Source organism: Actinacidiphila alni (assembly GCF_900112845.1).
GTDB lineage: Bacteria > Actinomycetota > Actinomycetes > Streptomycetales > Streptomycetaceae > Actinacidiphila > Actinacidiphila alni.
The window spans coordinates 50,578-70,386 of record NZ_FONG01000025.1; the positions used below are offsets into that span (position 1 = coordinate 50,578).

17 protein-coding genes are annotated in these 19,809 nt (G+C 73.3%); 9 read left to right on the forward strand and 8 right to left on the reverse strand.

The window, feature by feature from the left end; translation table 11 throughout:
- Nucleotides 1–61: 61 nt before the first annotated feature.
- Together BM076_RS30720 and BM076_RS30725 are read right to left on the reverse strand one after the other, a co-directional pair.
- Entirely contained in the window at nt 62–466 is a 405-nt protein-coding gene (locus BM076_RS30720; protein WP_093717015.1) for a pyridoxamine 5'-phosphate oxidase family protein, read from the reverse strand.
- Nucleotides 467–476: 10 nt separating this feature from the next.
- A complete protein-coding gene (locus BM076_RS30725; RefSeq protein WP_093717016.1) occupies nt 477–1,742 on the reverse strand; it encodes a cytochrome P450 family protein in 1,266 nt (421 codons plus the stop codon).
- Nucleotides 1,743–2,011: 269 nt separating this feature from the next.
- On the opposite strand from BM076_RS30725, the gene clpB reads away from it, so the two are divergent.
- Both clpB and BM076_RS30735 read left to right on the forward strand, forming a co-directional pair.
- Entirely contained in the window at nt 2,012–4,618 is a 2,607-nt protein-coding gene (clpB, locus tag BM076_RS30730) for an ATP-dependent chaperone ClpB (RefSeq protein WP_093717017.1), read from the forward strand.
- A 129-nt stretch (nt 4,619–4,747) separates the two neighbouring features.
- Nucleotides 4,748–5,287, forward strand: a complete 540-nt coding sequence (locus BM076_RS30735) for a type III secretion system chaperone family protein (RefSeq protein ID WP_093717018.1) — start codon at nt 4,748–4,750, stop codon at nt 5,285–5,287.
- A 57-nt stretch (nt 5,288–5,344) separates the two neighbouring features.
- Here BM076_RS30735 and BM076_RS30740 read toward each other — a convergent pair whose 3' ends face one another.
- A complete protein-coding gene (locus tag BM076_RS30740; RefSeq protein WP_245796547.1) occupies nt 5,345–6,577 on the reverse strand; it encodes a hypothetical protein in 1,233 nt (410 codons plus the stop codon).
- A gap of 125 nt (nt 6,578–6,702) precedes the next feature.
- Between BM076_RS30740 and BM076_RS30745 the strand changes: the two genes are divergently transcribed.
- Complete coding sequence (locus BM076_RS30745; RefSeq protein ID WP_093717019.1) at nt 6,703–7,359, forward strand: GNAT family N-acetyltransferase; 657 nt, start codon at nt 6,703–6,705, stop codon at nt 7,357–7,359.
- Between the two features lie 22 nt (nt 7,360–7,381).
- On the opposite strand, the gene BM076_RS30750 is transcribed toward BM076_RS30745, so the two are convergent.
- The 5 genes from BM076_RS30750 to BM076_RS30770 form a co-directional block, all read right to left on the reverse strand.
- Entirely contained in the window at nt 7,382–7,756 is a 375-nt protein-coding gene (locus tag BM076_RS30750) for a VOC family protein (protein ID WP_093717020.1), read from the reverse strand.
- Nucleotides 7,757–7,882: 126 nt separating this feature from the next.
- Entirely contained in the window at nt 7,883–9,964 is a 2,082-nt protein-coding gene (locus BM076_RS30755) for an iron ABC transporter permease (protein ID WP_093717021.1), read from the reverse strand.
- Nucleotides 9,965–9,971: 7 nt separating this feature from the next.
- Nucleotides 9,972–10,961 carry an ABC transporter substrate-binding protein gene (locus BM076_RS30760; protein ID WP_093717073.1) on the reverse strand — a complete coding sequence of 330 codons (990 nt, stop codon included), beginning with the start codon at nt 10,959–10,961 and terminating at the stop codon, nt 9,972–9,974.
- Between the two features lie 27 nt (nt 10,962–10,988).
- Nucleotides 10,989–11,843, reverse strand: coding sequence for an ABC transporter ATP-binding protein (locus BM076_RS30765; RefSeq protein WP_322936693.1), 855 nt, complete (start codon nt 11,841–11,843; stop codon nt 10,989–10,991).
- Between the two features lie 123 nt (nt 11,844–11,966).
- Nucleotides 11,967–13,142, reverse strand: a complete 1,176-nt coding sequence (locus tag BM076_RS30770; RefSeq protein ID WP_093717023.1) for a pyridoxal phosphate-dependent aminotransferase — start codon at nt 13,140–13,142, stop codon at nt 11,967–11,969.
- Between the two features lie 337 nt (nt 13,143–13,479).
- Here BM076_RS30770 and BM076_RS30775 point away from each other — a divergent pair, with 337 nt between their 5' ends.
- The 6 genes from BM076_RS30775 (at nt 13,480) to fbaA (ending at nt 19,803) form a co-directional block, all read left to right on the forward strand.
- Entirely contained in the window at nt 13,480–14,004 is a 525-nt protein-coding gene (locus BM076_RS30775; protein WP_093717024.1) for a DUF2617 family protein, read from the forward strand.
- A 189-nt stretch (nt 14,005–14,193) separates the two neighbouring features.
- Entirely contained in the window at nt 14,194–15,798 is a 1,605-nt protein-coding gene (locus tag BM076_RS30780; protein WP_093717025.1) for a polyamine aminopropyltransferase, read from the forward strand.
- 102 nt (nt 15,799–15,900) lie between these two features.
- Complete coding sequence (locus tag BM076_RS30785) at nt 15,901–17,016, forward strand: SRPBCC family protein (protein WP_093717026.1); 1,116 nt, start codon at nt 15,901–15,903, stop codon at nt 17,014–17,016.
- Nucleotides 17,017–17,039: 23 nt separating this feature from the next.
- Complete coding sequence (locus BM076_RS30790) at nt 17,040–17,843, forward strand: aldose epimerase family protein (protein WP_093717027.1); 804 nt, start codon at nt 17,040–17,042, stop codon at nt 17,841–17,843.
- Nucleotides 17,844–17,941: 98 nt separating this feature from the next.
- Nucleotides 17,942–18,484: an orotate phosphoribosyltransferase gene (gene pyrE, locus BM076_RS30795; protein ID WP_093717028.1), complete on the forward strand. Its 543-nt coding sequence runs from the start codon at nt 17,942–17,944 to the stop codon at nt 18,482–18,484.
- A gap of 296 nt (nt 18,485–18,780) precedes the next feature.
- Complete coding sequence (gene fbaA / locus BM076_RS30800; RefSeq protein WP_093717029.1) at nt 18,781–19,803, forward strand: class II fructose-bisphosphate aldolase; 1,023 nt, start codon at nt 18,781–18,783, stop codon at nt 19,801–19,803.
- The last annotated feature ends 6 nt before the right edge of the window (nt 19,804–19,809 follow it).

Genomic DNA, 19,809 nt, shown 5'->3' on the forward strand with positions numbered 1-19,809 from the left:
CCGTGGCCCGTACGGGCGTTGGGCAGGGGATCGGGGGCGGGCCGGGTTACGGGGACGCGCCCTAGGCGTTGCCCATCGCCCTGGTCAGGGCGATCTCGATGACGATCCGGTCCGGGTTGGGCGCGGGTGTGCGGCCGTAGCGTTCGGTGTAGCGGCGGACCGCCTCGGCGACGCGCTCCGGGTCGTCGCTGACGGTGGCCACGCCTTCGAGGGTGGCCCAGGTGCGCCGGTCCACCTGGCAGACCGCGACCCGCGCGCCGTCCGGCCCCGCGGCCCGTACGTAACGGGCCTTCGCACTCGCCGTGTTGGCGATGACGCGCGCCAGGCCCGCCTCGGGGTCGTACGTGACGCCGACGGGGACGACGTGCGGGGTGCCGTCCGGGCGCGGGGTGGTGAGCGTGCACAGGTGGTGCGCACGCCAGAAGTCCAGGTAGCCGGGCGCGGGGGAGCGGGGGTCGAGTGCCATGCCGGGGACGTTACGCGGCGGGCGGGTCCAGCCGTACGGGCAGGGCGGCGGCGCTGTTGCCGACGAAGCCGGGCAGCGGCGGGAGTTCGGCGTCCGGGACCGCGAGGGTCAGACGGGGGTGGGCGGCGTAGAGGCTGCGCAGCGCGATCACCGCTTCGAGCCGGGCCAGCGGCGCGCCCAGGCAGTAGTGGGCGCCGTGGCCGAAGGCGAGGTGGCGGCCGGCGGGCCGGGTGATGTCGAAGCGGCCGGCGTCGGGCCCGTATTCGCGCGGGTCGCGTCCGGCGGCGGCGTAACCGGCGAGCACCGCCGTACCGCGCGGCACGGTCGTACCGTCCACCACCAGGTCGGTGATCGGGTAGCGGAAGGGGAAGTTGGCGACCGGGCCGTCCCAGCGCAGCGTCTCCTCGACCACCGCGTCCCAGGACACCTCGCCCGCCAGGACGAGCGCGAGCTGGTCGGGGTGGCCGGACAGGGCGCGCACCGCGTTGACGATCAGATTGAGGGTGGTCTCGTGGCCTGCGACGAGCATCAGCAGCAGGGTGCCGGTCAGCTCCTCGTCGCTGAGACGGGCCTCCTCCCCGTCGGAGCCGCCCGCCGCGATCAGCGCGCTGGTCAGGTCGTCGCCGGGCGCGGCGCGGCGCTCGGCGACGACGCGGGCGAGGATCGCGTACGTCTCGCGCTGCGCGGCCATCGCCTCGGCCCCGCCCGTGGTGGTGCTGACCAGCTGATGGCTGAGGGTGTGCAGCCGGTCGCGGTGGGCCGGGCCGACGCCCAGCAGCTCGCAGATCACGCCCATCGGCAGCGGATACGCGTACGCCGCGCGCAGATCGGCCACGCCGTCGGCGTCCGCGTGGCCGGGGAGCGCGTCGAGCAGCCGTGCGGCCAGTTCCTCGATCCGCGGGCGCAGCGCGGCCACCCGGCGCGGGGTGAACGCCTTGGTGGCCAGGCCGCGCAACCGCCGGTGGTCGTCGCCGTCGGCGGTGGTCATGCCCTTGACCAGGGCGAACGCGTTGAGCTGCCACTGCGCCGGGACCCGGCCCTCCTGGAGGGCGGCGAAATGCGCCGCGTTCTTGGCGACCTTCGGGTCGGCCAGGAAGTCGCGCAGCTCCCGGTAGCGGGAGACGATCATCGCGGGGACGCCGTCCGGCAGCGTGACCGGGCAGACGGCCCCCGCCTCCCGCAGCGCGGCGGCGTCGGCGTGCAGGGCGGCGCCGGTCGGGTCGAGGGGACGCGGGTCGTTCGGGTCGAGGGGACGCGGGTCGCGCGGGTCGCTCATGGAGGTCCTCTGACAAGCCGTACGGGCGGCGGGTAGACAGAAGCGGGGCGTACCGGCGTGGGGGGACAACTCCCGTGCTGACCACGGGAGTTGAGGCAGGCATTGTCGCACCGCCGCCGCAATTTATTCAACGTTCATACAAAATCCCGGCCACCGGTCGCGGCTCTGTCCACAGGTGGGTCCCAAACTTGCCTTGAGTGGAATAGACTCAACTTGCCTCATGTTGCTCAAGGCAGGTTTACGTCGATCAAGAGGAGGACCCGACGCCCGTGGAAGCCGAGCTGACCAACAAGAGCCGGGAAGCGCTGAACGCCGCCAACACCCGGGCCGTCTCCGAGGGCAACCCGGACCTGACGCCCGCGCATCTGCTGCTCGCCCTGTTGAGCGGCACGGACAACGAGAACATCCTCGACCTGCTCACCGCGACCGGTGCCGACCCCGATACGCTGCGGGCGGGCGCCGAACGGCTGGTCGAGGCCCTGCCGAAGGTGCAGGGATCCACCGTCGCGCCCCCGCAGGCCAACCGCGACCTGCTGGCCGTCATCGCGGACGCCTCGCAGCGCGCCAAGGAGCTGGGCGACGCGTATCTGTCCACCGAGCACCTGCTGATCGGGATCGCCGTCAAGGGCGGCCCGGCCGGTGAGCTGCTCGCCGCCCAGGGCGCCAAGGGCAAGAGCCTGCTGGACGCCTTCGAGACCGCCCGCGGAGGGCAGCGCGTGACCAGCCAGGACCCCGAGGGCACGTACAAAGCCCTGGAGAAGTACGGCACCGACTTCACCGCCGCCGCTCGCGAGGGCCGGCTGGACCCGGTGATCGGCCGCGACCAGGAGATCCGCCGCGTCGTGCAGGTGCTCTCCCGCCGCACCAAGAACAATCCCGTGCTGATCGGCGAGCCCGGCGTCGGCAAGACCGCCGTCGTGGAGGGCCTGGCCCAGCGCATCGTCAAGGGCGACGTCCCCGAGTCGCTGCGCGACAAGCGGCTCGTCTCGCTCGACCTCGGCGCGATGGTCGCGGGCGCGAAGTACCGCGGCGAGTTCGAGGAGCGGCTGAAGTCCGTGCTGTCCGAGATCAAGGACAGCGACGGCCGGATCATCACCTTCATCGACGAGCTGCACACCGTCGTCGGCGCGGGCGCCGGCGGCGACTCCGCCATGGACGCGGGCAACATGCTCAAGCCGATGCTGGCCCGCGGCGAGCTGCGGATGGTCGGCGCGACGACGCTGGACGAGTACCGCGAGCGGATCGAGAAGGACCCGGCGCTGGAGCGCCGCTTCCAGCAGGTGCTCGTCGCCGAGCCGTCCGTCGAGGACACCGTCGCGATCCTGCGCGGCCTCAAGGGCCGCTACGAGGCGCACCACAAGGTGCAGATCGCCGACTCCGCGCTGGTCGCCGCCGCCACCCTCTCCGACCGCTACATCACCTCCCGCTTCCTGCCGGACAAGGCGATCGACCTGGTCGACGAGTCCGCGTCCCGGCTGCGCATGGAGATCGACTCCTCGCCCGTCGAGATCGACGAGCTCCAGCGGTCGGTGGACCGGCTGCGGATGGAGGAGATGGCGCTCAAGAACGAGACCGACCCCGGCTCCGTGCAGCGCCTGGACAAGCTGCGCAAGGACCTCGCCGACCGCGAGGAGGAGCTGCGCGGGCTCACCGCGCGCTGGGAGAAGGAGAAGCAGGGCCTCAACCGGGTCGGTGAGCTGAAGGAACGCCTGGACGACATCGGCACCCGGATCGACCGCGCCCAGCGCGACGGCGACTTCGAGACCGCGTCCAAGCTGCTCTACGCCGAGAAGCCCAAGCTGGAGGCCGAGCTGGAGGAGGCCACCCGCGAGGAGCAGGAGGCCGCCGCCCAGGAGACGATGGTGAAGGAGGAGGTCGGCCCGGACGACATCGCCGACGTCGTCGCCGCCTGGACCGGCATCCCGGCCGGCCGCCTGCTGGAGGGCGAGACGCAGAAGCTGCTGCGCATGGAGGAGGAGCTGGGCAAGCGGCTGATCGGCCAGACCGAGGCCGTGCGCGCCGTCTCCGACGCGGTGCGCCGCTCCCGCTCCGGCATCGCCGACCCCGACCGCCCCACCGGCTCCTTCCTCTTCCTCGGCCCGACCGGCGTCGGCAAGACCGAGCTGGCCAAGGCGCTCGCCGACTTCCTCTTCGACGACGAGCGGGCCATGGTCCGGATCGACATGAGCGAGTACGGCGAGAAGCACTCGGTGGCCCGGCTGGTCGGCGCCCCTCCCGGCTATGTCGGCTACGAGGAGGGCGGCCAGCTCACCGAGGCGGTACGGCGCCGGCCGTACAGCGTGGTGCTGCTGGACGAGGTGGAGAAGGCGCACCCCGAGGTCTTCGACGTGCTGCTCCAGGTGCTGGACGACGGGCGGCTGACCGACGGGCAGGGCCGTACGGTCGACTTCCGCAACGTCATCCTGATCCTCACCTCCAACCTGGGCAGCCACTATCTGGTCGACCCGTCGCTGGGCGAGGAGCAGAAGAAGGAGAACGTGCTGAGCACGGTCCGCGCGTCCTTCAAGCCGGAGTTCCTGAACCGGCTGGACGACATCGTGGTCTTCTCCGCCCTCGACCGCGCCGAACTGCGGCAGATCGCCCGGCTCCAGACCGACCGGCTCGCGGACCGGCTCAAGGACCGCCGCCTCGGCCTGGAGGTCACCGACGGCGCCCTGGACTGGCTCGCCGAGGAGGGCAACGACCCGGCGTACGGCGCCCGGCCGCTGCGCCGCCTGGTGCAGACCGCCATCGGCGACCCGCTGGCCCGCGCGATCCTGTCCGGCGAGGTGCTCGACGGCCAGACCGTACGGGTGGACCGGGCGGCCGACGGGCTGATCGTCGGGCCGACGACGGGGCCCGATCTGAGCAAGTGACGCCTCCCGCCGGACGCCACGGGCGGAACACCTTCGGGCGGTACGCGGAACGCGTACCGCCCGGGGTTGCCACGGCCCGGCACGGATGGGGGAGGATGGCAGGGAAACGTCTCGAAGGGAACCTTCACCGTGAGCATCGACCCGTCCTCGATCCCCAATTTCGGGGGCCAGGACCCCGAGCCGACCGGACCCGCCGGCAGCGTGGTCATCCCTGACCAGGAACTGGTCAAGCAGTTGCTCGAACAGATGGAGCTGAAGTACCTCGTCGACGACGAGGGGGACCTCGCGGCGCCGTGGGAGGAATTCCGCACCTACTTCATGTTCCGCGGCGAGGGCGAGCAGGCGGTCTTCGCCGTCCGCACCTTCTACGACCACGAGTATTCGGTGGACGAGAAGCCGCAGCTCCACGAGGTCATCGACGACTGGAACCGCCGCACCCTGTGGCCGAAGGTCTACACGCACACGCACGACGACGGCTCGGTCCGGCTGATCGGCGAGGCGCAGCTGCTGATCGGCCTCGGCGTCGGCCTGGAGCACTTCGTGTCCAGCACGGTCAGCTGGGTCCGCGCGTCGATCGAGTTCGACAAGTGGGTCGGCGAGACGCTCGGCCTGGAGAAGGACGTCGAGGGCGGCGAGGACGGCGGCGCCGAGAGCACCGACGAGAGCTGACCCCGCTCCTCCGCCGACGCACCGCCTCGCGGTACGGGGCGCCTCTTTGCGCGGCGCCTACAGCGGCACGGTGACGACGGTCAGCAGATAGGCCCCGTAGCCGAGCGAGATCCCGGCCAGCGTCACCACCGCCACGGCGGCGGTGCGCGGCCGGGCCTTCGCCAGCGCCCGCGCGCACGGCACCAGCAGCGGGAAGGCGGGCAGCAGGAAACGCGGCTTGCAGGAGAAGAAGCCCGCGCCGCCCAGCGTGATCACCACCAGCACCGCGCTGTACACGAACAGCGGCAGCGGCATCCGGTCCAGCAGCGCCAGCACCAGCAGCAGGGCCGCCGCCGCGCACATCGCCGTGGACACGTACGCGGTCAGCGTCTCGGGTCCGAGCACCATGTGCTTGACGTAGTGCAGCGCGTAGTGGCCGAAGTCGAAGTCCGAACCCCAGCGGGTCTGCACCTCGAAGTAGCCGCGCACATGGCCCTCGCGCAGGCCCACCCAGCCGACGTAGCCGCACCAGCCGAGCGGTGCGACGGCCGCCGCCGTCCAGGCCCGTACGTCGCGCGGGTGCCGGCGGCAGTGGGCGAGCGCGGCCAGCGACACGGCGGCGGCGACGGCCACGGCGTTCGGCCGGGTCAGCCCGGCGAGTACGGCCAGCAGCCCGGCGGTCAGCCAGCGGCGGGTGACGGCCGCGTACAGCGCCCAGGCGGCGAAGGCCGTCATCAGCGGCTCGGTGTACGCCATCGACAGCACGACCGAGTGCGGCAGCAGCGCCCAGACGACCACCAGCGCGGTCGCCGTCCGGCGGCCGTAGCAGCGCTCGGCGACCGCGAAGACCCCCCAGGCCGCGGCGATCGCGCCCGCCCACGCCACCAGCAGCGCGGACGCCACCGAGCCGACCGGCAGTACGGTGTCGGCGGCCCGTACGGCCATCGGGTAGAGCGGGAAGAAGGCCAGGTCGTCGTAGCGCAGGCCGGGCGCCTCCCAGCCGGGGATGAAGGTGCCGTAGCCCCAGTCGGCGATCCGGTGGTACCAGAGGCCGTCCCAGCCGAGGCCGAGCAGATCGCGCGGGTGCCGGTGGGTGCGGTGCGCCCACAGCGTCAGCACCATCACGCCCGCCGCGCGGGCCACGACGAAGGCGGCGACCGCCGGTCCCGCACCGGTCGCGGCCCGTACGACCAGGGCTTTCGGTGACGCCGGGCGGGGCGCCCGTACGGTGCTCCGCGACGGGGCGACCGGTGAGGGATCGACCGGCGAGGGCTCTACCGGTGAGGGTTCGACCGGTTCGGTGACGACCACGTGACCCGGCTCCTCGGGGCTCACACCAGCTCTAAGTCGGACAAAACGACTATCCCTGGCGGGTCGTCCGTCGCCGGGCTGACACGCCCGGGGCGGGTGCGGGGAGCCCGAATTAGGCTGAACGTATGACGTTGATCTCCGGCGGCGCCGCGTCGCCGTCCCGGCCGCAGCCCCCGTCGCCGTCCTCGCCGCGCGCGATCGACCCGCGCGAACTGACCGCGGGCGACCTGCTGCTGCGGCCGTTCACCGAGTCCGACGAGGCGGCCGTCGGCCGCGCCATGGAGGACCCGGGCATCCTGCGGTGGGCCGCGGGGCTGGCCGTCAACGGCGCGGCCCGCGCCGACCGCGCCCGCGTCTGGCTCGCGCCCCGGCTGCTGTCCTGGCAGTACGGCTCGGCGCCGTTCGCCGTCACCGACGCCGCATCCGGCGAGCTGCTCGGCTATGTCACCGTGCGCGACGCGCACCGCGTCCCCGGCCAGGCCGAGGCCGCGTATTGGGTGACCCCGGCCGCGCGCGGGCGCGCCGTCGCCGCCCGCGCGCTGGACGCCGCCGCCCGCTGGGCCTTCGCCGCGCCCGCCGACGGCGGCCTCGGCGTCCACCGGATCAGCCTCGACCACTCCCTGGCCAACCCCGGCTCCTGCCGTGTCGCCGCCCGCGCGGGCTTCCCGCAGGAAGGCGTGATGCGCGACTTCTTCCTCGACCCGGCGGGCGAGCGGCACGACTCGCATCTGCACGCGCGGCTGGCGACGGACGACGTCGTACGGCCGACATCCGCCTTGTAAGGGCGGCGCTCTTTTATAGAGGTCAGCTCTCCTCCAGCACCGCCAGTACGTTCCCCGCCGGGTCGGTGAACCAGGCGATCAACGGGCCGCCGCCCCGGAAGATCCCCCTGTCGTCCGCGGCGACACCCTCGTACCGCTCGAACCGCACGCCCCTGCGGGCCAGTTCGTCCACCGCGGCCTCGATGTCGGGCACGGGGAAGTTGAGGATCGTGTACGTCGCCGGGGTGTGCGCGTCGCCCTTGGGGTAGACCAGCACGTTCCGGTCGCCGGCGAGATGCAGCGTCAGCATCCCGTTCGCCTCGGACACCCGGATGCCGAGCGTCTCCTCGTAGAACGCGCGCGCCGCCGGGACGTCGTCCACCGAGAAGCCACTGAACGCCTTGGTCGCTCCGAACATGACCGCCTCCTGTTTCCTTGCGCCCCCCTTTTCGCGGGACCTCCTTACGACCGGCGGGAGCGCGGAAACTCATCGGCGTGCGGCGGGCCGGGGCGCGTCCGCCTCGTCGGCCTCGTCCGCGGGTCCTCACCTGCGCGTGCGCACCAGCAGATAGATGAAGTACGGGGCGCCGATCGCGGCGGTCATCAGGCCGGCACCGAGCTGCGCCGGGGCGATGACGGTACGGCCGAGGAGGTCGGCGGCGCAGACGAGGGACGCGCCGAGCAGGATCGCGGCGGGCACGACCCGGACGTGGCGGCGGCCGACGAGGGCGCGGGCGGCGTGCGGGGCGACCAGGCCGACGAAGCCGATGGTGCCGGCGGCGGCCACGGCGGTCGCGCTGAGCAGCACGGCCAGCACCAGCAGACCGAGGCGGGCGCGCCCGAGGCGCAGGCCGAGCAGCCGGGGCGTGTCGTCGTCCAGCGAGACGAGGTCCAGTTCGGCGCGGCGGGCGAGGGCGACGGCGGTGCCGAGGGCGAGGACGGCGGCGACCGGCAGCACATCGGGCATGGTCCGCCCGTACGTCGACCCCGACAGCCAGGTCAGCGCCTTGGTCGCGTTGAACGGGTCGGTGAGCACGATCAGCAGGCTGATCAGCGCCGACGTACCGGCGGCCGCGCCGACGCCGACCAGGACCAGGCGGTTCTGCTCGAAGCCGCCGCGGGCGGAGAGGCCGAAGACGACCGCGGCGGTGATCGCGGCGCCCGCGAAGGCCGCGCCGGCCACGCTCCAGGTGCCGGGCGAGGAGACCGTCGTGACCAGCAGCACCGCGCCGAGCCCCGCGCCGCCGGAGACGCCGAGCACGCCCGGCTCGGCGAGCGGATTGCGGGTGACGGCCTGCACGAGGGTGCCCGACAGGGCGAGCGCGCCGCCCGCGAGCAGCGCCGCGAGCACCCGCGGCACCCGGGTGTCCAGGACGAAGGTGACGGCGTGGTCGCCGCGCCCCTGCGCCCAGTTGACGACATCGCCGAGCAGCAGTTTCGTGTCGCCGAGCAGCACCGCCGCGATGACGACGCCGACGAGGGCCAGCGTGAGGACGGCCAGGACGGCGGCGACGGCCGCCCGGCCCGGCATCCGCAGCCGGTCCGGCGCCGCCACCGCGCCCGCGCCGCGGGTGCGCAGCGCCAGCACCACCAGGAAGACGGCGCCGACGACGCTGGTGATCACCCCGGTGGGCACCGCGACAGCCGACTCGGCGCCGGCCGTGGCCCGCAGCGCCACGTCCGAGCCGAGTACGAGCACCGCGCCCGTGAGTCCGGCCACCGGCAGCGCCGCCCGCGCCCGCAGCAGGCCGCGGAAGCGGCGCGCCAGCGGGCGGACGAGCGCGGGCGCGCACAGCCCGACGAAGCCGATCGGCCCGGCGAGCGTCACCGCCGCCGCGGCCAGCAGCGTCGTGAGCATGACGACGGCGATCCGCGTGGAGCGGACCGGGACGCCCAGGCCGCGAGCCGCGTCGTCGCCGAGCGCGAGCGCGTCGAGCCGGCGGGCGGCGAGCAGCAGCCCGACGAGGGCGGCCAGCGCGACCGGCGCCATCTGCCGTACGCCGTCGAAACCGTTCTGGGCGATGCTGCCCTGGCTCCACTGGTAGAGGCCGTTGGTCCGTTCCGGGAAGAGCAGCAGCAGCGCGTCGGTGACGGAACCGAGGCCGAGCGCGAGCGCGTTGCCCGCGAGCACCAGCCGTACGGTCCCGGCGCCGAGCCCGGACAGTGCCAGGACGACGGCCGCCGCCGCGAGGCCGCCCACGAAGGCGACGCCGGAGGAGGCGAGCAGCGGCAGCGAGACGCCGGTGACGGTGAGGACGCCGAGCGCCAGGTACGCGCCCGCGTTCACCGCGAGCGTGTCGGGCGCGGCCAGCACATTGCGGCTCACCGACTGGAGCGCGGCGCCCGCCGCGCCCAGCGCGGCACCCACGACGAGGCCCGCCGTCATCCGCGGCAGCCGCGAGGCGACGACGACGGAGGCGTCGCCCGGCTCCGCGCGGCCGGTGAGCGCCTTCCACACCTCGCCCGCGCCGACCGCGGCCGTGCCCTGCGTGATGTCCACGACGGCCAGGACGGCGACGACCGCGACGAGCGCGAGGACGACGACGGCGGTCACGGCGGGCGCTCCCGGCGGCGCCTCGGGCGCTTTCCTGACCGGGGTCGGGGCGGGCGGTGCCGTGACGCTCATTCCCGGGTCACTTCGTCTTCGTCAGCGCGGCGACGACGGCGTCGACGTACGCGGCCATCGACCGCGGGCCGCCGAACATCCAGATGCCGTCGGGGAGACGCTCGACATGACCGGCCTTGACGAAGGGCAGGCCCTTCCACACGGCGTTCTTGGCGAGGCCGTCGGCGAACGGGTCGCCGTCGACGGTGTTCGCGATGTAGCAGAAGCGGACGGCGTCGGGGAGGCCGGTGAGGCCCTCGACATCGGTGGTGGCCAGGCCGTAGTCCTTGTCGCCCTTGACCTTCCAGGCGTTGACGAGCCCGATCCGGTCGTTGACCTCGCCGATCAGCGAGCCGCTGGTGTACGGGCGGACCGAGACCTGGTTGGCCTGCTCGTAGCCGTCGCCGAACGCGTACGGCGTGCCGGCCAGGCCCGCGTCGGCGAGCGCCTTGCGGCCGGCGGTGAGCTTGGTGTCGAACGCCTTCTTGGCCGCGTCAGCCTGCGCCGTCGTGCCCGTGGCCTGCGCGATCAGGTCGAGGGTCTTGGTCATCAGGCCGATCTGGCCGGTGGCGTCGGCGGACCGCACTTCCAGCACCGGGGCGATCTTGCGCAGCTGCGTCACCGCGGCGGCGGACAGGTCGGTGGTGGCGACGATCAGGTCGGGGTCGAGGGCCGCGATCGTGTCCATGCTGGGTTCGCCGCGGGTGCCGATGTCCTTGGGGGAGTTCTTCAGCGGGGCGGCGGTGTCCCAGGCGGTGTAGCCCTTCACGTCGGCGACGCCGACCGGGTCGACGCCGAGCGTGACGAGGTCCTCGACCACGTTCCATTCGGTGCCGACGACTTTGGTGGCGGGCTTGTCGAGGCGTATGCGGGTGCCGGTGGCGTCGGTGAGGGTGATCGGGGCGGCTTTCCGGCTCGGCTTGTCGGCGGTTTCCTCCTTCGCGGAGTGGGTGGTGCCGCAGCCGGCGACAGCGAGGGCGAGTGCGGCGGCGGTGCAGCCGAGGACGAGGCGCTTCATGGGGACGGTGGTGCCTTTCACTTCAGTTCACTTCAGTGACTCGGACGACTGTGGTGATGTGGGGTGACGGTGGTGGTGGCGGCCGACGGCGCGGGTGCGCAGCCGGCCGGTGGAGGGGTCGGTGTCGACGTCGATCCGGATGCCGTAGACCGCCGAGAGGCGGTTCGGCGTGAGGACGTCCTGCGGCGGGCCGTCGGCGACGATCCGGCCGTCGGCGAGCAGGGCGACGCGGTCGGCGACGGCCGCGGCCTGGTCGAGGTCGTGCAGCACGACGCCCACGGCGATGCCGTGGTCGTCGGCGAGATCGCGGATCAGGTCGAGGAGTTCCACCTGATAGCGCAGGTCGAGATAGGTCGTCGGCTCGTCGAGCAGCAGGACGCCCGTCTCCTGGGCGAGGCAGCTCGCCAGCCACACGCGCTGCAACTGCCCGCCGGACAGCTGCTCGACGTTGCGCCCGGCCAGCTCCTCGACGCCGGTCAGCGCCAGCGCCCGGTCGACCGCCGCCGTCCCCCCGGGGTCCGGCCGCCCCCAGCGCCCGCGGTGCGGATACCGGCCGAACTCCACGACGTCGCGCACGCTCAGCCCGCCCGGTGTCGGCCGGCCCTGCGTCAGCAGCGCCACCTCCCGCGCGAACTCCCGGGCCCCGAGCGCGAAGCCGTCCCGCCCCCCGAGCTCCAGCGCTCCGGCGCGCGCCGGCTGCAACCGCGCCAGGGCCCGCAGCAGCGTCGACTTCCCGCTCCCGTTCGGCCCCACCAGCGCGGCCACTTCCCCCGCCCGCAGCGCCAGCCCCGCCTCCCGCACCACCACCGCGCCCCGCTCGTACGCGACGGTCACCCCCGAGGCGACCAACTCCCGCACGACGACGCTCTCCGCAGCTCCCATGCGGATTAGGTTAGCCTAACCTTATCCCCCCTCCGGGGCAGGGGTGCACCTCACCCGAGATCGACGGCACCGCCGAGATCGGCCCGACGCCTGCCGCGACCGCCCGCGCCGCGGGCATCGTGCTCAGCCGCTGAAGTCCGCCTTGCGGAGGCGGTCGGCGGCATCCGTGAGGACTTCGGGTTTTTTGCAGAAGGCGAAGCGGACTTGGGTGCGGCCGGCGGTGGGGTGGTCGTAGAAGACGGAGTTGGGGACGGCGACGACGCCGCACTTCGCCGGGAGGGTGCGGCAGAAGGTGAGGGCGTCGGTGCCGGGGGCGAGGGCGGAGATGTCGGTGGTGATGAAGTAGGTGCCCTGCGGGGTGTAGGTGGTGAAGCCCGCGTCGGTGAGGCCCGCGGACAGGAGGTCGCGCTTGGTGCGGAGGTCGTCGCGGAAGGCGGTGTAGTAGGTGTCGGGGAGGGCGAGGGCCTCGGCGACGGCGTACTGGAAGGGGCCGGAGGCGACGTAGGTCAGGAATTGCTTGGTGGTGCGGACGGCCGCGACCAGCTCTCGTGAGCCGGTGACCCAGCCGACCTTCCAGCCGGTGAAGGAGAAGGTCTTGCCGGCCGAGGAGATGGAGACGGTGCGGTCGCGCATGCCCGGCAGGGAGATCAGCGGGGTGTGGGCGCCGTCGAAGACGAGGTGTTCGTAGACCTCGTCGGTGACGACGAGCAGGTCGTGTTCGACGGCGATGGCGGCGATGGCGGCCAGTTCGGCGGGGGTGAGGACCATGCCGGTCGGATTGTGCGGGGAGTTGAGGAGCAGGACGCGGGTGCGGCGGGTGACGGCGGCGCGCAGGGCGTCCAGGTCGGGCCGGAAGTCGGGCGCGTGCAGGGTGAGCGGGACGCGCTTCGCGCCGGCCATCGCGATGCAGGCCGCGTAGGAGTCGTAGAAGGGCTCGAAGGCGATGACCTCGTCGCCGGGTTCGAGCAGCGCGAGCATCGCGGCGGCGATCGCCTCGGTGGCGCCCGCGGTGACGAGAACCTCGGTGTCGGGATCGAAGTCGAGCCCGTAGAAGCGGCGTTGGTGGTCGGCGACGGCGGCGCGCAGCTCGGGGACGCCCGGGCCCGGCGGATACTGATTGCCGCGCCCGTCGCGCAGCGCGCGGACGGCGGCCTCGCGTACGGACTCCGGCCCGTCGGTGTCGGGGAAGCCCTGCCCGAGATTGATCGCCCCGGTCGCGAGGGCCAGCGCCGACATCTCCGCGAAGATTGTCGTACCGAGCCCGTCGAGACCGCGGTTCAGCAGCGGCCTGCCCTCCATGCGCCCACCCTCTTCCTGTGCCGGCCCTCGTCCGTGTGCGGCCGAACTCCACCTGCGGGAACGGTACGGGAAGGGCGCGCGGTCCGGCGCGGCCGGCGTGCGCGGGCGCGCCCGGAAGCGGTGCGGGTACGGCGTGGTGAACACCTGAGCCCGTAAGCGCTCCATGGGATGGAAAGTACGCACAGAAGGGTAAAAACGCTGAGCGCTGCAGGTGTTTCATGATTCGGTTGCTCTTGGATCAACCGGACCCCACGTGGGCACGAGCCGACGCGCCACTCCGCCGGATGCGGGCGCGGGTCGGCCCATCACATCCACTGCGTGCTTGCGGAGCCGACCCATGCTCACCACCCTCCATACCGCCTACACCGACACCCGCGCCGGCGACCTCGCGTGGTGTCTCGGGAAGGACGCGCTGCCCGCGCTCGCCGTGCTCGACGTCGAGGTCGGCGACGCGCGCGGACTGCGGGCCAAGGTCGAGATGCGGCTGCTCGGCGCCTCCCATCAGGTGCTGGTGGACACCGGGCGCGACAGCGGCTGTTCGGAGACCGTCGCGTGCCTGCCGGGCAGTCAGGCGCCGCTGCCGTTCGGCGTCGCGCGCCGCGTAGGCGGCTGGGACTACGAGTTCGCGGCGCGGATCGAGACCCTGTCGCAGGGCTCCTTCGCTGGCCGCGCCCAGGAGTTGCTCGCGCTGGTCGCCGACCACCCCAACGGCCTGGCCGGGACCTTTCCCGGCGATCCGCACGCGTTCACGGCCATGCTCGTGCAGTGCGCCGAGGGCAGCGTGCGGTGGCGCACCTGGCACGCGTATCCGCAGGAGGGCCGGCTGGTGACGACACGGACCCGGGTCAACGCCCTGCCGTGAGGCGCCCGGACTCCAGCGACGGGAGGGTGGCGTGCCCGGACTCCCGCGACGGGACGGCGGAGCGTCCGATCCGTGCGCCGGGCCCGTACCTCCGTGCGCCGGTCCCGTCCGCGAAAGCGCCGTCAACCGCCCGTGATTACACCCCTGTGGGTGACTTGTGACGGCAGCGGACTGACATAGCGTGCACTCATGATCGACCAGCCAGGCCGCCCCGCGGCACCTTATGACCTGCGGCTTCCCGTGGCCGCGGGCGCGGCCCGCGCGCTGGTACTCGCCGCCGTCTTCGTCTGCGCCGCCTGCGGTCTGGTCTACGAACTCGAACTCGTCGCGCTCGCCTCCTATTTGGTGGGCGACTCCGTCACCCAGGCGTCGGTCATCCTCTCCGTGATGGTCTTCGCGATGGGCTGCGGCTCGCTGCTGGCCAAACGGCTGCGGGTGCGCGCCGCGGCCGGCTTCGCCGCCGTCGAGACGGCGCTCGCGCTGGTCGGCGGGCTGTCGGTGATGGCGCTGTACGCCTGCTTCGCCTGGGCCGGGCAGGCCCGGCTCGCGATGATCGGCTGCGCCTTCGCGATCGGTGTGCTGATCGGCGCGGAGGTCCCGCTGCTGATGACGCTCGTGCAGCGGATCAGGCGGCAGGACGCGGGCGGCGCCGTCGCCGACCTCTTCGCCGCCGACTACGTGGGCGCCCTGGTCGGCGGCCTGGCCTTCCCCTTCCTCCTGCTGCCGCACTTCGGGCAGTTGACGGGCGCGCTGGCCACGGGCGTGGTCAACGCGGCGGCCGGCGGCGCGACCGTGCTGTGGCTCTTCCGCGACGACCTGTCGGCCCGCACCCGGTGGTGGCTGCTGGCCGCGAACGTCTCGGTGCTCGCCGTCCTGGGCGCCGCCGCTGCCGCCGCGGGACCGTTCGAGGCGGCGGCGCGGCACGCGGTGTACGGCGGCCAGGTACGGGTCGCCGAGCAGACCGGGGTGCAGGAGATCGTGCTCACCGGGGGCGGCGGGACACGCGCGCCGCTGCAACTCTTTCTGGACGGCAGGCTCCGGGTGTGCGGCACCGACGAATTCCGCTACCACCAGGCGCTGGTGCACCCCGCGATGAACGGCCCGCACGGCCGCGTCCTGATCCTCGGCGGCGGCGACGGCCTCGCCCTGCGCGAGACGCTGCGCTACCGCGGGGTCCGCTCCGTCACCGTCGTCGACCTCGACGACGAACTCGTCCGCCTCGCCCGTACCGACCCGGGCCTCGCCGCCCTCAACAAGCACGCGTTCGAGGACCCGCGCGTCACCGCCGTCACGGCCGATGCCTTCGACTGGCTGCGCGGCCGGCGCCGCGGACCGTACGACGTGGTGATCGCCGACCTCCCCGACCCCGGGATATCGCGCAGCGCCAAGCTGTACTCGGAGGAGTTCTACGGGCTGGCCGCGCGCACCCTGGCGCCCGGCGGGCGGCTCGCGGTGCACGCGGGGACGCCCAGCGAGTCGACGCACACCTTCTGGACCATCGACGCGACGCTGCGGGCGGTCGGACTGCGGACGGCGCCGTACTGGATCGACGGCCGGGAGTGCGGGGAGCGGCCCGGGCCCGACCGCTGGTCGGGCGCGGCGTCGCCGTCCACCACGAACTGGGGTTTCGTCCTGGCCGGGCTCGACCGCCCCCAGGTCGCCCTTCCGGTGCACCCGCCGTCCGGGCTCTGGCTGACCCCGGCGCTGCTGCGCGAGGCCGCGCGGGCGCCGCTGCCGAGCCGCCCGGAGGAGTCGCTGCCCGCCTCGACGCTGCTGCGACCGCGCGTGTCGTGACGCGGGCCTCGTGATGCGGGGCCTCCATGAGGGGCCCGGGAGCCGTAAAAAGTTCCTCTCGTACGACTGCTTGCCGCGTCCCCGGTGGGTAGGCTCCGGCGCATGGAGCACGAGGTCTTCGTCCCGGTCAGCCCCGCCCGTATCGGTCACGCCCTGCGCGACCCCGCGCTCGTGACCGCGAGCCTGCCCGGCTGGCAGCCGGATTCCGGCTCCGGCTCCGGCTCCGACGCCGCCTCGGACGACGGGGCGGGCGCCGCGGGCCGGCTGCGGCTGCGCGTCGGCGGCTCGACGATCACCTACCGCGGTACGGTCCGCGTCTCCGGTACGGCCTCGCCCTTCGCGGCCGAGGCGAGCGGCACCGAGGTACGGGGTACGGGCGCGGTGAAGGCCACGCTGGAGATCGCGGTGGCCGAGGCCACCCGGCCGGAGCCGGGCGCGCTGCTGACCTTCCGCGGCGCGGCGCAGGCCGAGGGGCGCCTCGCGTCGTACGAGCCGGACGTCGTGGAGTCGGCCGTACGGCGGCTGCTGGACCGTTTCGCCGCGGAATTGGCGGAGCGCGCGCCGGGGGAGGCCGCTGACGCGGACGGAGACCCGGACGGCGGTCCCGTCGACGCGGCCGGGGCGACGGTGACGGGCGAGGCCGCGCTGGACCCGCGCGCGGGTGTGGCGGCCGTGGCGGCGGGCGAGGACGCGCAGGACGGTCCCGGGGCCCCGGACGGTGCCGAGGCCGCCGAGGACGTGGACCTCGCGGACGAGCCGCTCCCCGCCGAGGAGGCCGACCTGGTCGATCTGGCCGACCTGCCGGACGGCGGCACCCCTGACACGGACACGGACACCGCTCGCGTCTCCGACCTCGACCTCACCCCCGACGAGCGGGAGCCGGAGCCCGAGGCCGACGTCGTCGACGACCTAGGCGAGCCCGTACCGTCCGCCGAGATGGACGACTTCGACCTGGTCGAGGTGGAGGTGGAGGTCCCCGAGAGCGCCGCCGCGCTGGACGACCTCGTGCCGCCCGCCGAGGCCGCGCACGCCCGCCGCACGATGATCGGCCGCAGCGCCGAGGAGGTCGACCACGCGCCGCCGCGCGGCCGGTACGCCCCGGTGCCCGCGCCGGACTCGGCGTCCGCCGCGGCCACCCTGCGCTGGGCCGCGCCCGCCGCCGCCGCGCTCGTCGCGTCGGCCGTCGTCGTCGGGCGGGTCCTGCGCCGCCGCAGGTGACACGGCCCGGTTACCCTCGTGGGGTGTCCAACGAGACGAAGCTGACGGCGGGCGACGCCGAACTGACCTTGCGCCCCGACCAGGGCTGCCGGATCGCCTCGCTGAAGGTCGGCGGGACCGAACTCCTGCGCCAGGGCGACAAATTCGGCGCCTTCCTGATGGTGCCGTGGTGCGGCCGTACGGAGAACGGGGTGTTCCGCAACGGCGGCGTCACCCACCAACTCCCGGTCGACGCCCCGCCGCACGCCATCCACGGCACCGGCCGGCACACCGCCTGGCGGGAGGCCGCGCCCACGACCGGGACCACCGCCGCGTACTACTTCGACCTCGCCGAGCCCTGGCCTTACCCCGGCCGGGTCACCCACACCGTCGAGCTGGCCCCGCAGTCGGTGAAGCTGACGCTCAGCGTGGAGGCCGCCGCCGACGGCGACTCCTTCCCGGCGCAGGCCGGCTGGCACCCGTGGTGGCTGCGCAACCTCGGGCAGGGCGGCCAGGACGTCGAGTTGGCCTTCAGCGCCGCCTGGCAGGAGGAGCGCGGCGACAACCACCTGCCGAACGGCAACCGCATCGACCCCGTGCCCGGACCCTGGGACGACTGCTTCGGCATGCCGGACGGCGTGGACGTCACGCTGACCTGGCCGGCCGAGATGAAGGTCCGGGTGAACAGTGCCGCCGAGTGGGCGGTGGTCTACACCGAGCAGCCGGAGGCCGTCTGCGTCGAGCCGCAGTCCGGCCCGCCGAACGGCCTCAACACCCTGCCGCGCCTGGTCACGCCGATCGACCCGCTGGAGATCAGCACCGTGTGGTCGTGGGAGCGGATCGGCTGAGCGGCACCCACCCCCGGGAGGAGCGGCCCGGAGGTCCGGCCCGGCTCTGAGGTCCGGCCCGGAGGGACCGGGAGGGGCGGCACGCGATACTGGTCGGCATGAGTGACCAGACGCGTGACGCGCTGCTGCGGCAGATCAAGGACAAGGCCGTGGTGCACGGCAAGGTGACCCTTTCCTCCGGCCTGGAGGCCGACTTCTACGTCGATCTGCGCCGGATCACCCTGGACGGTGAGGCCGCGCCGCTCGCCGGTCAGGTGATGCTCGACCTGACCGCCGAGCTGGACTTCGACGCGGTGGGCGGGCTGACGCTCGGCGCCGACCCGGTCGCCACCTCGATGCTGCACGCCGCCGCGGCGCGCGGGCAGCGGCTGGACGCGTTCGTGGTCCGCAAGGCGAACAAGGCGCACGGGCTGCAGCGCCGTATCGAGGGCACCGAGGTCAAGGGCCGCCGGGTGCTGGTGGTCGAGGACACCTCGACCACCGGCGGGTCGCCGCTGACCGCGGTCGAGGCGGTCCGGGAGGCGGGCGGCGAGGTGGTGGCCGTCGCCGTCATCGTGGACCGCGGCGCCGCGGGCGCGGTCGCCGACGCCGGGCTGCCGTATCTGGCCGCGTACTCGCTGGACGACCTCGGCCTGGCGTGACCGGCATGACCGGTGCGACAGGCATGACCGGCGTGATCGGTGTGACAGGCACGACCGGCGTGACCGGGCGCTGACACCGCGTTCCGCGGCGGGTCCTGACCTGCGGTTTTCCGGCCTCCGGAGTGTTCCACGTGAAACACTCCGGAGGCCGTCGTACGTCCGGCGTCCACCCCTTGTACGCGGAGGTGGTGTATCCGTTCGAGTCTGGGAGGATGGGGGCGACGATGACGTCGCCACGCCAGTCAGGCCAGCACGGCCGCAGCAGGACCACCCGCAGATCATGAGGAGCGGACACGATGCCCATCGCAACCCCCGAGGTCTACAGCGAGATGCTCGACCGGGCGAAGGCAGGCAAGTTCGCCTACCCGGCCATCAACGTCACCTCGTCGCAGACCCTGCATGCCGCGCTGCGCGGCCTCGCCGAGGCGGAGAGCGACGGCATCATCCAGATCTCCACCGGTGGTGCGGAGTTCCTGGGCGGGCAGTACAACAAGGACATGGTGACGGGTGCGGTCGCGCTCGCCGAGTTCGCGCACATCGTGGCCGAGAAGTACCCGGTCACGGTCGCGCTGCACACCGACCACTGTCCGAAGGACAAGCTGGACGCGTATGTGCGCCCGCTGCTGAAGGTCTCGCAGGAGCGGGTGGCCGCGGGCCGCGACCCGCTGTTCCAGTCCCACATGTGGGACGGCTCCGCCGAGAACCTGGACGACAACCTCGCCATCGCCAAGGAACTGCTGGCCGAGGCAGTCAAGGCCAAGATCATCCTGGAGATGGAGATCACCCCGACCGGCGGTGAGGAGGACGGCGTCTCGCACGAGATCAACGACAACCTCTACACCACGGTGGACGACGCCTTCCGTACGGTCGAGGCCGTGGGCCTGGGCGAGCAGGGCCGCTACCTGCTGGCCGCCTCCTTCGGCAACGTCCACGGCGTCTACAAGCCGGGCAACGTGGTGCTGCGTCCGGCGATCCTCAAGGAGCTGCAGGACGCGGTCGCCCAGAAGTACGGCAAGGCCAACGCCTTCGACTTCGTCTTCCACGGCGGCTCCGGCTCCACGCTGGAGGAGATCAACGAGGCGCTGGAGAACGGCGTCGTCAAGATGAACATCGACACCGACCTGCAGTACGCCTTCACCCGGCCGGTCGCGGACCACATGTTCCGCAACTACGACGGTGTGCTGAAGGTCGACGGCGAGGTCGGCAACAAGAAGACCTACGACCCGCGCGTGTGGGGCAAGGCCGCCGAGGCGGGCATGGCCGCGCGCGTCGTCGTCGCCGCCGAGAACCTGCGGTCGGCGGGCAACAAGCGGAAGTAACGCGTC